The following is a 14005-nucleotide window of genomic DNA, read 5'->3' as shown; positions in this document are numbered from 1 at the left end:
GGTGCTATTTTTCGCTGTCGAGCAGGCCGCGGATGAAGAGCTGCTGCATGGAGACGACCACGATCACCGGCGGGATCATGGCGAGGATCGACGCCGCCATGATGACCGGCCAGTCGGCCGTGTCGTCGCCGGACGGGAACATCTGCTTGATGCCCATCACGATGGTGTTCATGTCCGGGTCGGTGGTGATCAGGAGCGGCCAGAGATACTGGTTCCAGCCATAGATGAAGAGAATGACGAACAGCGCCGCGATGTTGGTGCGGCTCATCGGCAGCACGATGTCGCGGAAGAAGCGCATCGGGCTTGCGCCGTCCACCCGCGCGGCTTCGGCCAGTTCGTCCGGGATCGTCATGAAGAACTGGCGAAACAGGAAGGTCGCCGTCGCCGACGCGATCAACGGGAAGATCAGCCCGGAATAGGAGTTCAGCATGCCGAAGCCGGCCACCACCTCGTAGGTCGGCACGATTCTGACCTCCACCGGCAGCATCAGGGTGATGAAGATCATCCAGAAGAACAGCCCCCGTCCGGGAAAGCGGAAATAGACGATCGCGAAGGCCGAAAGCAGCGAAATCGCGATCTTGCCGATGGCGATGCCGAGCGCCATCACCAGCGAGTTGAACAGCATCGTGAAGACCGGCACGTTGACGCCGGAAAAAAGCGCCCGCGTGTAGTTCTCGATCAGGTGCGGGCCGGGCAGGAGCGGCATCGGCGGGCGCACGATTTCCGACTGCGTCACCGTGGAGGCGACGAAGGCGAGCCAGATCGGGAAGAAGATCACCATCACGCCCAGGATCATGAAGACGTGGGTGAGCCACAGCGCGCGGCCGCGTTTCTCCACCATGCCGGGAGGCGGTTCTGCGATCGGCGCGACCTTGACGGCTTCGGAGCTCAATAGTGCACCCTCCGCTCGACATATTTGAACTGCAGCACCGTCAGCGCCCCGACGACGAGAAGCAGGACCACCGATTGCGCGGCCGAGGATCCCAGATCCTGTCCGACGAAGCCGTCCGCATAGACCTTGTAGACGAGGATCGTCGTCGCCTGCTGCGGCCCGCCGCCGGTAATCGTGTGGATCACGCCGAAGGTCTCGAAGAAGGCGTAGACGATATTGACCACCAGGAGGAAGAAGGTGGTCGGCGAAATCAGCGGCAGCACGATCGTGAAGAAACGTCGCCAGAAATGCGCGCCGTCGATCGCCGCCGCCTCGATCACCGAGCGCGGCACCGATTGGAGGGCCGCGAAGAAGAACAGGAAATTGTAGCTGATGCGCCCCCAGGAGGAAGCAAGCACCACCAGCCCCATCGCTTCGGTCTGGTCGAGCACATGGTTCCAGTCATAGCCGAGCTGGCTCAGATAAAACGACACGACGCCCACGCGCGTGTTGAACATGAAGAGCCACAGCACGCCGGCCACCGCCGGCGCCACCGCATAGGGCCAGATCAGCAGCGTGCGATAGGTCGTTGCGCCCTTGACCAGCCGGTCGGCGAGCACGGCGAGAAACAGCGCCGGCACCATGGAAACGAGCGTCACCAGCGTCGAGAAAATCGCCGTCGTGACAAAGGAGGCGCGATAATATTTGTCGGAGAAGAGAAATTCGAAATTGCCGAGGCCGACGAATTGCGCCGACAGGCCGAAGGGGTCCGGAATGAACAGCGACTGCCAGATCGCCTCGCCCGCCGGATAGAAAAAGAACACGGCGGAGATCAGGACTTGCGGGAAGATCAGAATGAGCGGCAGGGTCCATCCCTTGAAAGTCACCCGCTTTTCCATCGCCTCGTCGTCCCCCGATCCGGTCCGGTCAGTTTCCGGCGGCGATCTGTCGCCGCCGCCGGAACCATGTCTGCATTATCAGTTGTTGGCCTGCTCGAAACGGCGAAGCAGCTGGTTGCCGCGGTCCACCGCGCTGTCCAGAGCAGCCTGGGCGTCCTTGTCGCCCGACCAAACGCCTTCCAGTTCCTCGTCGATGATGCCGCGAATCTGGTCGAAGGAGCCGAGACGCAGGCCCTTCGAATTGGCGGTCGGCTCGTTCGTCGTCATCTGGATCACCGCGATGTCGGTTCCCGGATTTTCATCGTAGAAACCATCGGCCTTTGTCTTGTCGCCGGCCGCCTTGGTGATCGGCAGATAACCGGTGTCCTGATGCCACTTGGCCTGGATGTCGGTGGACGACAGGAAGTTCAGGAAAGCGGCGACAGCTTCATACTCCGCCGGGTCCTGGCCTTCCATCACCCACAGCGACGCGCCGCCGATAATGGTGTTCTGAGGCGCGCCTTCGGCGTCCGACCAGTAAGGCAGCGGGCGAACGGCGAAGTCGAATTCGGCTTCGGACTTGATGCCCGCATAGCCGGCCGAGCTCTCGGTGAACAGCGCGCAACCGCCGGAGCGGAAGTCAGCGCCGCCTTCGTTGCGGCGGCCCTTGTAGACGAACTTGCCGTCCTTGGCCCAGTCGCCCATCGTCTGGATGTGCTTGACCTGCAGCGGGCTGTTGAACGCCAGCTCCGTGTCGAGACCGGCGAAGCCGTTGTCCTTCGTGGCGAAGGGAACGTTGTGATAGGCCGACAGGTTTTCGAGATGAATCCAGCTCTGCCATGCGGTTGTCAGCGGGCACTCGTGGCCGGCCGCCTTCAGCTTGTCCAGCACGTCGCCCACCTGCTCCCAGGTGGAGAGATCGACGTCGGGGTCGATGCCGGCTTCCTTCAGCGCGTCCTGGTTTACCCAGAGAACCGGCGTCGAGGAGTTGAACGGCAGCGACAGCATGTCGCCGTCGGTCGTGGTGTAGTAGCCCTTCACCGCGCCGATATAGGCGTCCGGATCGAAATCGGCGCCGGCTTCCGCCATCACCTCGTAGACTGGCTTGACGGCGCCCTTGGCGCCCATCATCGTCGCGGTGCCGACCTCGAAGACCATCAGGATATCGGGCTGCTCACCGGCGCGGAAGGCGGCGATGCCGGCGTTCAGCGTTTCGGAGTAATTGCCCTTGTGCGAGGCGACGACCACATAGTCGTCCTGGCTGTTGTTGAAGGTCTCGACCTGTTCGGCCACCAGTTCTCCGAGGCGTCCGGTAAAGGCGTGCCAGAATTCGATTTCGGTGGCCGCCATGGCGGGCATCGGTAGCGCGGCGGCGGAGCTTGCAAGCATCGCCGACAGGATCAGTTTCTTCATAGGAATTCTCCCTGTTGTTTCACGAACCTATTTCGCAAGGTCCGCTCCTCCTACGTCTGAAAAACTACAGTTCGGTGACAGTAGTCACAAGGGGTTGTTTATATTTCCTGGAAAACTCGACTGCAGCGGGCAGTATTTCCAGCTTTCGCAACTATCGGCGGCAAGATTGACGCCGCGCTGCGAATGCCGGATGGTCCGGCGCGATCAAAACGGTGAACCATCATGTTGCGTCCTGTCCTGTTGAGCCTGACCCTGCTTCTTTGCGCTGTCGAGCCCGGCCGAGCTGAAACACACACGATCTGCACCCTCGTCGTGGAGGCAGACAACGGCGCAGAACTGGCGCGCGAGGGCGATTGCGCAGGCCGGATGTCGCCGGCCTCGACCTTCAAGATCGCCATCGCCCTGATGGGCTTCGACAGCGGCGTCCTGAAGTCGCCAGAGGAGCCGGAACTTCCATATCGCAAAGGCTATGTCGACTGGCGGCCGGAGTGGCGCGAGCCCGCAACGCCCGCCCGGTGGATGCAATATTCCGTCGTCTGGTATTCGCAACGGATTACAGAAAGGCTAGGCCCGGAGCGCTTCCAGGCCTACGTCGACGCCTTTGACTACGGCAATCGCGACCTGTCCGGCGATCCGGGCAAGAACAACGGCCTGACGCAGGCCTGGCTCAGCTCATCGCTGCAGATCGCGCCGGACGAACAGATCGCCTTCCTTCGCAAGCTCGTCAGCGGGCGGCTGCCGGTAAATGCGTCCGCCGTCGAAAACACCGCCGCGATCATGGATCACGGCCTGCACACCGGCGGATGGCGGCTTTATGGCAAGACCGGCGCCGGTCTGCCGCGTGGGCCTGACGGCAAAGTCGTCCGGGGAACGCCCTTCGGGTGGTTCGTTGGCTGGGCTTCGCGTGACGGACGAACGGTGGCGTTTGCCCGACTGATCCAGGACAGCGCGCGCCAGAAGACGCCTCCCGGCTTCCGCGCTCGCGATACGCTGATCGTCGACCTGTTCACGCCGGGCGGCCTGCTCGACTGATCCGCAACCATTTCAGTCCAGGCGCGTTCAGGAAGGGGAAATGGGCGCACGACCCCCTCAGACGCACAGAATGATTGTATGCAGAATCACGAATTTTTCGCCCTTGAACCCTATCACCTCGCGTTCGCCGTCATCGGCGTCATCGTCATCCTGGCGCGCTGGCTGCCACGCCTCGTCTCGAAACGCGAACCGGCCGCCGCCCCGCTGATGATCCTCTTCGGCGCGGCCGCGACCCTGCTCATCCCCGGATTGCCGACGATCCCCGATCCGCGTCAGTCGCCGCTTCCGTGGGAGCTGGTCAGCGAACTGGCCGTCATCATCGCGCTGTTCGGCGCCGGCTTGCGCATCGACAGGATCGGCGCCTGGCGGAAATGGATGCCGACCTTCCGAATGCTTGCGATCGCGATGCCGCTCACAATTTTCGCCGTCGCCTTTCTCGGCGTCGGCTTTGTGGGCCTGACCGCCGCAGGCGCGATCCTGCTCGGCGCGGTGCTCGCCCCCACGGATCCGGTGCTTGCCTCGGACGTGCAGGTTGGCCCGCCGCATGAGGGCGCCGAACATCCGGTGCGATTCACGCTGACCACCGAGGCCGGCCTCAATGACGGGCTCGCCTTTCCCTTCGTCTATCTCGGACTGATCGTCGCCGCCGCCGGTCTGCAGCCGACCGCATGGGGGCTGGAATGGCTCGCCATCGACGTCGTCTACCGGATCGCCGTCGGCGTCGGAATGGGCTGGCTCGGCGCTAAGGCGCTCGGCTACATCCTGTTCGTCGTGCCGCGGGGATCGATCCTTGCCGAAACCGGGTCCGGCGTGATCGCGCTTGCCGGCGTGCTGTTGTGCTACGGATCCACCGAGATGATCGAGGGTTACGGTTTCATCGCCGTCGCCATTCTGGGCCTGACCCTGCGCAGGATTGAGGAAGACCACCACTTCCACCGGCGCCTGCACGATTTTTCCGAATCGATCGAACACGCGCTTACCGCCCTGTTGCTGATCGCGCTCGGCAGCGTCCTGCCGCTACTCTTCGCCGATCTCACCTGGACGCAGATCGCCGTCGCCGTCGTGCTGCTTTTGATCATCCGCCCGTTGTCCGGCTGGATCGGACTTCTCGGAACCGACCTTCCCCACCGCGACCGGTGGGTGATTTCGGTCTACGGCGTGCGCGGCGTCGGCTCGATCTATTATCTGTGCTACGCTGGCAAGAGCATCGAGTTTGTTAACGAGAACGCGCTCTGGGCGCTCGTCGGACTGGTCATTTTACTGTCCACAATCATGCACGGTTTTTCCGTCGGCTGGGCGATGGACTCGCTCAGGGAGAAGAAGCATCGCCGTCCCGGCGCATCACCACCATCGACCTCGGGCGCCGAAGGCTGAAAAGCTGCGACAACCCGCCGCCGACCTGCCCAAGCCAGAAATGCCGCTGCAACCCGCCCGGCGCCTGTGAAACGCTGATTTTCTCGAAACCGAAACGCGTGAAGCGTGGTGCCCTCTCGGCGGCAGTGACCAGGTGCACCGGACCTGTTTCGCCGGCAAGTAGCGTGTCGATGATCGCCTCCGCGACGCCGCGATTGCGCCAGCCTGGCGTCACCACCAGTGATCCGAGTTCACGCGCGCCGTCGCGATGATTGCGGATCTGCGCTGCGCCGACGATCCTCTCGCCCGCCTCGGCCACGACAAAGGTTCGCCAGCCGAGACCGTAGGGAAACAGCCGCTCCGAGCGCACCAGAGCGCTGATCGCGGACTGGTCGTCTGGCCCGGCCGCCCTGATCAGCCATTCCGCTTCGGTCGGTGATACTGTCATCGCTACCCGTCCCCGCTGCGATCGGAACATGGAGGTCCGAACGCCTCACAGCAATATCCAAAGTGACCGCCTTGTGAAAGACCGCCCAATGTCGCCTTACTTGGTCAGAAGGATTGTATGCCGGAAATGATCAGGTGTCGTTGCGCGGCACGCGCAGCACCTGTCCCACGAAGATCAGATCCGGGTCGCTGATAACGTGCTGGTTCGCCTCGACGATCGGCTGAAAATCGTCATTGCCGTATTCGGCCCTTGCGATCTTCGTCAGGGTGTCGCCGGATTTGACGGTGTAGTTGCGATAGCCCGTGTACCCGGGAACGATCTTCGGGCCGAAGAGAACTGGAATGATGACCAACGGCCCGTTTTCGTTGCCGGTGTCGTCGGCGAGCGTCAGGAACAGCCGCGACAACTGGAAACCCGGATTGTCGGGGATCGTGATTTCGCCCTGGAACTGGCGTAGCGCCAGCGATCCCACATTGGTGAAGGAGGAATATTCGTCGTGGCCTTCACTGACGCGGATTGTCAGCGTTCCCTCGAAAGCCGTCGCGTTGCCTGAAATCAGGATGGTGCTCCCCACGAGATCGAAGGGCTGTGGCTGCTGGATGTCAATATTGCCGGCCATGGCGCGTCCTCCCCATCTGCCGCTCCAAGTCATCCAGACTACACGTCTCGATTGTATGGAGCCAATCACTTTGGATTGCAGGGCGACAGCGTCCTCAGCCCATCGCCTCGATGGAAAGGATTGTCGGCAAATGCCGCGCAATCTCGTCCCAGGTGTCCCCCTCGTCGAGACTGGCGAACACAGAGCCGCTGTTGGTCCCGAAATAGTCGCCGACGGGATCCGCCTCATCCCGCGCCATCGCCTGGCGCAGGACGGTGAAGTAGCAGCTTTCCTGCGGCAATCCCTCTCGCATGTCTTCCCAGCTTTGCCCACCGTCCCTCGAACGCCATACTGCCGCGGCGGCGTCTGGCGGAAACCGTCCGGCGCTGTCGCCATTCAGCGGCAGGGTCCAGATCGTTTGCGCGTCCCGTGGATGCACGCAGATTGGAAAACCGAATGTAGACGGCAGGCCTGCTGTGATGTCGTCCCAGCTTCGCCCGCCATCGCTAGAGCGCCACACGCCGTGATGATTTTGCTGGTAGAGCAGATCGCCCTCTCCCGGCGCGCGCATCATGTTGTGGACGCAATGCCCGATTTCACCGTCGCTGGGCCCCGCCGGGTGGTCGTGATCCGCGCATGTGCCGAGATTGGACAGCCGGTTGCGCCGCTCCCAGCTATTTCCGCCGTCTTCCGTTGCGAAGACGCCCGCGGCTGAAATGCCGATCCACATCTTTTCCGGATTGGATGGGTCGGACACGATCGTGTGCAACACAAGGCCGGCGCCGCCGGGGTTCCAGCTCTCCGCGGAAGGGTGATCGTTCAGCCCCTGCAGCCGCTCGAAGGTGAGGCCGCGGTCGCGACTGACGAGCAGGCTCGCAGGCTTTGCGCCGGCGTACAGTTTTCCATGCGCATACCCGAGCGACCAGATCTGCGAAAAATCGTCACCAAAGGGCAATGGCCTATCCGTCCATCCGATCATGGCGGCGAAATCGGCGTCCTGCGCCGCCCACGCGTCCATCTGGCCGGATGTCAGGCGCGTCAGATCCCAGCTTTCCCCGCCGTCGTCGGAGCGCCAGACGCCGGCGCCGTGCCAATCGCCGCCGCCTCCAGCCCAAATCGTATTCGTAGCCGCGTCGCCGATAATGTGATTGATCGGCCAGCCGTCACAGAAGGGTCCTTTGACTGTCCAGCGATCAGTCTCGCCGGCGACCAGAAAGGCGCCCTTGTTCGTTCCGACCAGAATGCGGGTTCCACGCACAGACATCAAACAGGCCCTCCACTCGCACCTTTGGAGTTTAACACATGATCGATGCAACTGCTTCGAAAACAATCCTGTTTTCGATCACTCAAGAATATTCCCGCCCTATTGACAAAGAAATTGGCCCGCCGTCTAAATTGTGCGGTACAGCAAAACAAGATCGGCTGAAGAAACCCGTCTGCGCCGATATAATGAACTCTTTAGGGGAACCGAAAATGTTCAAACTCTTCTCACGCCGTCGCTTCATCACCGTCGTGGCGGCAGTAAGCCTTCTGCCGGCTCTGGGCGCCGCGTCCATGGCCGACGACAAGATCAAGGTCGCCGGAATCCACGCCTCGCCGGTTGAAAACGCCTGGAACTCGCGCATCCACGAAGCGCTGCAGTCGGCCGCTGACGATGGTCTGATCGAATATGTCTGGTCTGAAGGCGTGTCCGGCACCGACTACGCCCGCGCCATGCGCGAATACGCCGAACAGGGCGTCGACCTGATCTGGGGCGAGTCCTACGCCGTTGAAAACGAGGCGCGCCAGGTCGCCCAGGACTATCCGGACGTCGCATTTCTGATGGGATCGTCCGGCGGTCCGTCCGGCGACAATTTCGGCGTCTTCGGCACGCGCAACCACGAAGCCGCCTATCTTGCCGGCATGCTCGCCGGATCGATCAGCGAGACCAACAAGTTCGGTTCGGTCGGCGGCTATCCGATACCGGAAGTCAATCTGCTGATCAACGCTTTCCGCGACGGCGTCAGCGAGGTCAACCCGAACGCCGAGTTCCTGAACGCCTTCATCGGCACCTGGTTTGACCCGCCAAAAGCCAAGGAAGCCGCGATTGCGCAGATCGACGCCGGAGCCGACGTCATCTTCGGCGAACGCATCGGCACGGCCGACGGCGCCAAGGAGCGCGGCGTGCTCGCCGTGGGCTCGCTGATTGACTACACGGAGCGGTATCCCGACACGGTCTTCGCCAACGCCATCTGGAATTACCGTCCGACCATCGAGGCGATCGTCGCCGATATCAAGGCCGGCAAGCCCGTCGGCAAGGATTACACCGAGTTTTCCTTCATGAAGTATGGCGGCAATGACATCATCTTCGTCAGCGAAAAGCTGCCGCCGGACGCCATCGCCACGATGGAAGCCAAGCGCCAGGCCATCAAGGACGGATCCTTCGAGGTGCCGATCAACCCCGACGAACCGTCCTGAGCATGCAGCAGGCTGGCGACAGCAGCGCCGACGACGGGCTTGCTGACGCAATCGCTCTCGGAGAGGCCGTTCGAGAGGGCCGGACAACAGCTTCGGCCCTCATGCGCGACAGCCTCTATCGCGCCCGCAACGATAAGCTGGGCGCGATCGCCTTTCTCGATGAGGAAATGGGACTGTCGGCGGCCGCTGCATTTGACAAGCTTGTGGCCGACGGTGCAGCCGACACCAACACCATGCCCTTTGCCGGCGTGCCTTTTCTCGCCAAGGGACTGGGCAACGCCGGGAAGGGTCTGCCCGCCCATGCAGGATCCAAAGCAATCGGCGTACGCGTCGGAAAGCCTGAACGCGACAGCCTGATCTTCGAGCGCTTTCGCCGCGCAGGGCTCTTGCCCTTCGGCGTGACAAGCTGCCCTTCCTTCGGCCTTTCGGTCACCAGTGAACCGACCGAGGATCCCGTGGCGCGCAATCCCTGGAACCCCGAATACTCTCCTGGCGGCTCTTCAAGCGGAGCGGCGGCGGCCGTCGCCTCCGGCATCGTCGCCATCGCCCACGCCACGGACGCCGCAGGCTCAATCCGCATCCCCGCGGCCTGCTGCGGCTTGCCAGCGCTGAAACCTTCGCGCGGTCTCGTGCCCAACGCGCCTGAATTCTCGAACCACCTCATGGGAATTACCGGCGAACTGGTGATCGCGCGATCCATCCGCGATATCAACGCCGCCCTCTTCGCGGTCTCCGGTCACGCGAAGGGCCCCTATGGCGATCAGTCGCTGACCGGCGGTCCCGTTCGCGGCTTGAGAATTGCGCTGGTCGACACGGCGCCGGGCGACCTTGGCGAGGAGCAGGCCGACGCCATCCGCAGCGCTGAACCGATTCTCGCCTCGCACGGCCACGCAATCGTCGATATCGAAACGGCAAAGCTGGATTCGATCGTGGAACGCACTGACGCGATCGCCCGTATGTTCCTGTCGATCAGCGAGGCGAACTGGATTGATTCGCTCGGGATCGGCGACGACGAATTGCACCCGGCCGTCGCGGAAAACGCCGCGCAAGGGCGCAAGCGAACGGCGGCCGAGCTTTTCCGCGCAGATTCGGAAGCCGCGCGTCTCGCCCATGAATGCTGGCGGATCTTCGAGAATGTCGACGTGATCGCGATGCCCGTGCTTGATCGGGCACCGATCAAAATCGGTCAAACAGCTGAAACCCATGCCGACGCCGACCGGACCTGGGCGTTCATGGGACGCTATGCGCCACGCGCAACACTCGCCAATGTTTGCGGACTTCCAGCGATGGTTATCCCGCGCGGGCTTGATCATGCGGGCCTGCCGCTTTCTCTGCAACTCATCGGGCCGATCGGTTCCGATCTGCTGCTTTTGCATATCGCCCACCAGCTTGAAGACGACGCCCCATGGCCATTCCTCGCGTCGATCGCCGGAGGGCTCAATTGACCCAGCCGCCCGTTCTCGAGCTTTCCGGCATTACCAAGATTTTCGGCGATCTCGTCGCCAATGACGACATCAGCCTGAACCTGAACCATGGGGAACTGCTGGCGCTGCTCGGCGAAAACGGCGCCGGCAAGACGACGCTGATGAACATCCTCTTCGGCCACTATACGGCCGACAGCGGCGAGGTTCGCGCCTTCGGCGACGTACTGCCGCCCGGCAAGCCGAGTGCTGCGATCGAGGCCGGAATCGGGATGGTCCACCAGCATTTCACGCTCGCCGGCAACCTGAGCGTTCTCGACAATGTCATGATCGGGACGGAAGGACTTGGCCTTTTAAACTCTGCGCGCCGGCCGGCGCGACGCAAACTCGCCGAACTCGCCGAGCGTTTCGGCCTGCAGGTCGATCCGGACGCGATGATCTCGGACCTGTCCGTCGGCGAACGACAGCGCGTCGAGATCCTGAAAGCGCTATATCGCGACGCCCGGGTCCTGATCCTTGATGAGCCGACGGCGGTTCTGACCCGCATCGAGGCCGACAAGCTGTTTGAAACGCTGAGAACCATGACGAAGACCGGCCTTTCGCTGATCTTCATATCGCACAAGCTGCACGAGGTCATGGCCGCGTCCAACCGCGTCGTGATCCTGCGCGGCGGCAAGGTCGTCGCCGAGCGCAACACGGCCGAAACGGATCGCGCGGAACTGGCCGAACTGATGGTGGGGCGCCGTGTCGTGCGTCCGAAGCGCCAGGATCAGCGCGCCGGCGACACCGTGTTCTCCGCGCGCAACATCAGTGTGACGCAGGGCGAGCGCACATTGCTTGACGACGTGTCATTCGAGGTGCGCAGCGGCGAGATCCTCGGCATCATCGGCGTATCCGGAAACGGCCAGGCGACGCTCGGAAAACTGACCTGCGGTCTGGCGGAAGCGACACAGGGCGATCTGACCTTCGACGGCCGGACGGCCAAGAGCTTCACGCCGCATGACCTCGTCGAATCGGCCGCCGGACGCATTCCGGAAGACCGCAATACCGAAGGCGCGATCGGCGAGATGGCGGTCTGGGAGAATTCCGTGCTCGAACGAATCTCAGAACCGCGGTTCAACCGGCGGGGCTTCGTCGACCGCAAGGCCTGCCGTGATTACGCCGCGGAACTTATCCGTCGCTTCGATATAAGAGGAGCGACGCCGGACACCGGCACGCGGCTTTTATCCGGCGGCAACATGCAGAAGATGATCCTCGGCCGGAACCTTGCCTCTACGCCGAAATTCATTGTCGCCAACCAGCCGACGCGCGGCCTTGACGAAGGCGCGATCGCGGCCGTCCACACTGAACTGCTGGCGGCGCGCGAAGCCGGCGCGGCGATTCTTCTGATTTCGGAGGATCTGGACGAGGTGAACGCGCTGTCGGACCGCATCCAGGCGATCGTCAAGGGCCGGCTGTCCGCGCCGGTCGCAGCGTCGGAAGCCGATTCCCGGCGCATCGGACTGATGATGGCCGGCATCTGGGAGGGCGAAGATGCGGCTTGAGAGACGCACGGAAACGCCGCTTGCGCTCGCCCTGTCAGCGCCGCTGATTGCGGTTGCGATCGCGCTGGCTCTCTCCGGCGTGCTCATCGCCATAGCCGGCGCCAATCCGCTGCAGGCCTATTACGAGATGCTGAAGGGCGCCTTCGGATCGCGGCTTTCCATCTCCGAGACGCTGACGCGCACCACGCCGCTGGTGCTGACGGGGCTGGCCGCCGCTGTCGCCTTCCGTTCGCGGCTCTGGAATATCGGCGGCGAGGGGCAGTTCTATGTTGGCGCGCTGTGCGCGGCCTGGCTCGGCCATTCCATAGCCGCCGTGCTTCCGCCCGTCCTCGCGATCCCTGTGATGATGATCGCCGGCATGATCGCCGGCGCATTGCTGCTTCTCGGACCTGTTATTTTGCGCATTCGCTTCGGCGTCGACGAGGTCGTCACCACCCTGCTCTTGAACTTCATCGTTTTGCTGTTCGTCTCGATGATGATCGAGGGGCCGCTCAAGGACCCGCTCGCTTTCGGGTGGCCGCAATCGGTCGCTGTCAGCAACGATGTCATGCTGCCGAAATTGCTGTCGCGCAGCCGGCTGCATATCGGGCTGCTGATCGCAATCGCCGCGGCAATTATAATCTACGTGGTGCAATCGCGCACTGTCTTCGGCGTCAAGTCGCGCGCGGCCGGTCTGAACGCCGCCGCGGCCTCCTTCGCCGGCGTTTCATTGGGGAGCACCTTGCTGGTGGTCGCCTGCATTTCCGGCGCGCTGGCGGGCCTTGCCGGCGCGATCGAGGTGACCGGCCTGAAGGGATATGTGACGCTGGATCTGTCGCCCGGTTACGGCTATTCGGGCATCGTCGTCGCCATGCTCGCGGGCCTCAATCCGCTGGGCGTCGTCGCGACCGCCCTCTTCGTCGCCATCGTCTTCGTTGGCGCCGACAGCATGAGCCGCGCAATGGGCGTGCCCAGCTTCATCGCCGACGTCATCGTATCGATTTCGCTGCTGACGATGCTCGTCTGCCTGCTGTTCACAACCTACCGGGTGCGCCGATGATGGAAGCTCTCGACATATTCACGACAGCGAGCCTCTGGGACGCCGTGCTCCGGATCGCCACGCCGCTGATTTTCGGAACGCTGGGCGCGCTGATCTGCGAACGCTCGGGCGTCCTCAATCTCGGCATCGAGGGCATCCTGACGCTGGGGGCCATGGTCGCCTGGATGACGGTTTATCAGGGCGGCGATCTGTGGACAGGGCTGGCCGTCGCCGCCTTCTGCGGCGGGATGTTCGGCCTGTTGCACGCTTTTCTAACAGTTCCGCTCGGCCTTTCCCAGCATGTCACCGGCCTCGGCATCACGCTGTTCGCCTCTTCGCTGACCTATTTCGTCTATCGGCTTTCCCTGCCGGTCTCGTCCAGTCCGCCAACGATTGAGCCTTTCCAGCCGCTCGCGATTCCCGGTCTCTCGGATATCCCGTTCCTCGGCGAAGCATTATTCAGTCAGACAGCGCCCACCTATCTCGCAATCCTGGCCGCCGCCATCACCGCCTGGGTTCTGGCGAAAACGCCGCTCGGCCTTGCTGTCCGGATGACAGGCGAGAATCCCCACGCCGTCGAGGCGCAGGGTTTGAACCCGATCCGCATCCGGATCGGCGCGATCGTCGTGGGCAGCGCGTTGATGGCGCTCGGCGGCGCGTTCCTGACCACGGCCACCTTCAACTCGTTCTTCCCGACCATGGTGCAGGGTCGCGGCTGGGTGTGCATCGCGCTGGTGGTCTTCGCCTCGTGGCAGCCGGGCAAGGCGCTTCTCGGCGCCCTGCTCTTCGCGCTTTTCGACGCCTACCAGTTGCGCCTTCAGCATGTGGTCGAGGGCGGCGTGCCCTACCAACTTTTCCTGATGGTGCCTTATGTCCTGTCCATCGTGGCGCTGATCGTCATGTCGCGCCGGGCGCGCGTGCCCAACGCCTTGATGGCGCCCTATCGACGCGGGGAGCGATAGGCGAGACTGG

General features: G+C 63.0%; 13 protein-coding genes. 7 read left to right on the top strand and 6 right to left on the bottom strand.

Going from position 1 to position 14005, the window contains the following annotated elements; all coding sequences use genetic code 11:
* Nucleotides 1-4 precede the first annotated feature (4 nt).
* The 3 genes from ugpE to ugpB form a co-directional block, all read right to left on the bottom strand.
* On the bottom strand, nt 5-841 hold the full coding sequence (gene ugpE / locus AAFN47_RS15980; protein WP_499810330.1) for a sn-glycerol-3-phosphate ABC transporter permease UgpE: 837 nt from the start codon (nt 839-841) through the stop codon (nt 5-7).
* Between the two features lie 47 nt (nt 842-888).
* A complete protein-coding gene (gene ugpA, locus AAFN47_RS15975; RefSeq protein ID WP_499810242.1) occupies nt 889-1770 on the bottom strand; it encodes a sn-glycerol-3-phosphate ABC transporter permease UgpA in 882 nt (293 codons plus the stop codon).
* 78 nt (nt 1771-1848) lie between these two features.
* Nucleotides 1849-3162, bottom strand: coding sequence for a sn-glycerol-3-phosphate ABC transporter substrate-binding protein UgpB (gene ugpB, locus AAFN47_RS15970; RefSeq protein WP_499810241.1), 1314 nt, complete (start codon nt 3160-3162; stop codon nt 1849-1851).
* A gap of 222 nt (nt 3163-3384) precedes the next feature.
* Between ugpB and blaOXA the strand changes: the two genes are divergently transcribed.
* Together blaOXA and AAFN47_RS15960 are read left to right on the top strand one after the other, a co-directional pair.
* Nucleotides 3385-4194, top strand: a complete 810-nt coding sequence (gene blaOXA, locus AAFN47_RS15965; RefSeq protein ID WP_499810240.1) for a class D beta-lactamase — start codon at nt 3385-3387, stop codon at nt 4192-4194.
* 78 nt (nt 4195-4272) lie between these two features.
* Complete coding sequence (locus AAFN47_RS15960) at nt 4273-5568, top strand: cation:proton antiporter (RefSeq protein ID WP_499810239.1); 1296 nt, start codon at nt 4273-4275, stop codon at nt 5566-5568.
* Here the strand turns inward: AAFN47_RS15960 and AAFN47_RS15955 are convergent.
* The 3 genes from AAFN47_RS15955 to AAFN47_RS15945 all read right to left on the bottom strand — a co-directional run bounded on the left by AAFN47_RS15955 (nt 5504) and on the right by AAFN47_RS15945 (nt 7857).
* Complete coding sequence (locus tag AAFN47_RS15955; RefSeq protein ID WP_499810238.1) at nt 5504-5995, bottom strand: GNAT family N-acetyltransferase; 492 nt, start codon at nt 5993-5995, stop codon at nt 5504-5506. The two genes, AAFN47_RS15960 and AAFN47_RS15955, sit on opposite strands and share 65 nt — an antisense overlap.
* 130 nt (nt 5996-6125) lie before the next feature.
* Entirely contained in the window at nt 6126-6614 is a 489-nt protein-coding gene (locus AAFN47_RS15950) for a LysM peptidoglycan-binding domain-containing protein (RefSeq protein WP_499810237.1), read from the bottom strand.
* 94 nt (nt 6615-6708) lie between these two features.
* Nucleotides 6709-7857 (bottom strand): WD40/YVTN/BNR-like repeat-containing protein, encoded by a 1149-nt coding sequence (locus AAFN47_RS15945; RefSeq protein ID WP_499810236.1) that lies wholly within the window; start codon nt 7855-7857, stop codon nt 6709-6711.
* Between the two features lie 209 nt (nt 7858-8066).
* Here AAFN47_RS15945 and AAFN47_RS15940 point away from each other — a divergent pair, with 209 nt between their 5' ends.
* From AAFN47_RS15940 to AAFN47_RS15920, 5 genes are read left to right on the top strand one after another with little or no spacing between them, the layout of a single operon-like run.
* Nucleotides 8067-9050 carry a BMP family protein gene (locus tag AAFN47_RS15940; protein WP_499810235.1) on the top strand — a complete coding sequence of 328 codons (984 nt, stop codon included), beginning with the start codon at nt 8067-8069 and terminating at the stop codon, nt 9048-9050.
* Between the two features lie 2 nt (nt 9051-9052).
* Nucleotides 9053-10495: an amidase gene (locus tag AAFN47_RS15935; protein WP_499810234.1), complete on the top strand. Its 1443-nt coding sequence runs from the start codon at nt 9053-9055 to the stop codon at nt 10493-10495.
* Nucleotides 10492-12015 (top strand): ABC transporter ATP-binding protein, encoded by a 1524-nt coding sequence (locus AAFN47_RS15930; protein ID WP_499810233.1) that lies wholly within the window; start codon nt 10492-10494, stop codon nt 12013-12015. The genes AAFN47_RS15935 and AAFN47_RS15930 overlap by 4 nt, the downstream gene beginning before the upstream one ends.
* On the top strand, nt 12005-13054 hold the full coding sequence (locus tag AAFN47_RS15925) for an ABC transporter permease (protein WP_499810232.1): 1050 nt from the start codon (nt 12005-12007) through the stop codon (nt 13052-13054). Before AAFN47_RS15930 ends, AAFN47_RS15925 begins: the two co-directional genes overlap by 11 nt.
* Nucleotides 13051-13995 carry an ABC transporter permease gene (locus AAFN47_RS15920; RefSeq protein WP_499810231.1) on the top strand — a complete coding sequence of 315 codons (945 nt, stop codon included), beginning with the start codon at nt 13051-13053 and terminating at the stop codon, nt 13993-13995. Before AAFN47_RS15925 ends, AAFN47_RS15920 begins: the two co-directional genes overlap by 4 nt.
* Nucleotides 13996-14005: the final 10 nt, after the last annotated feature.

The organism is Hoeflea sp. CAU 1731, assembly GCF_039888615.1.
Classification (GTDB): Bacteria; Pseudomonadota; Alphaproteobacteria; order Rhizobiales; family Rhizobiaceae; genus Flavimaribacter.
The sequence above is the reverse complement of the archived record's forward strand: the minus strand, read 5'-3'. Positions and strand labels throughout refer to the sequence as shown.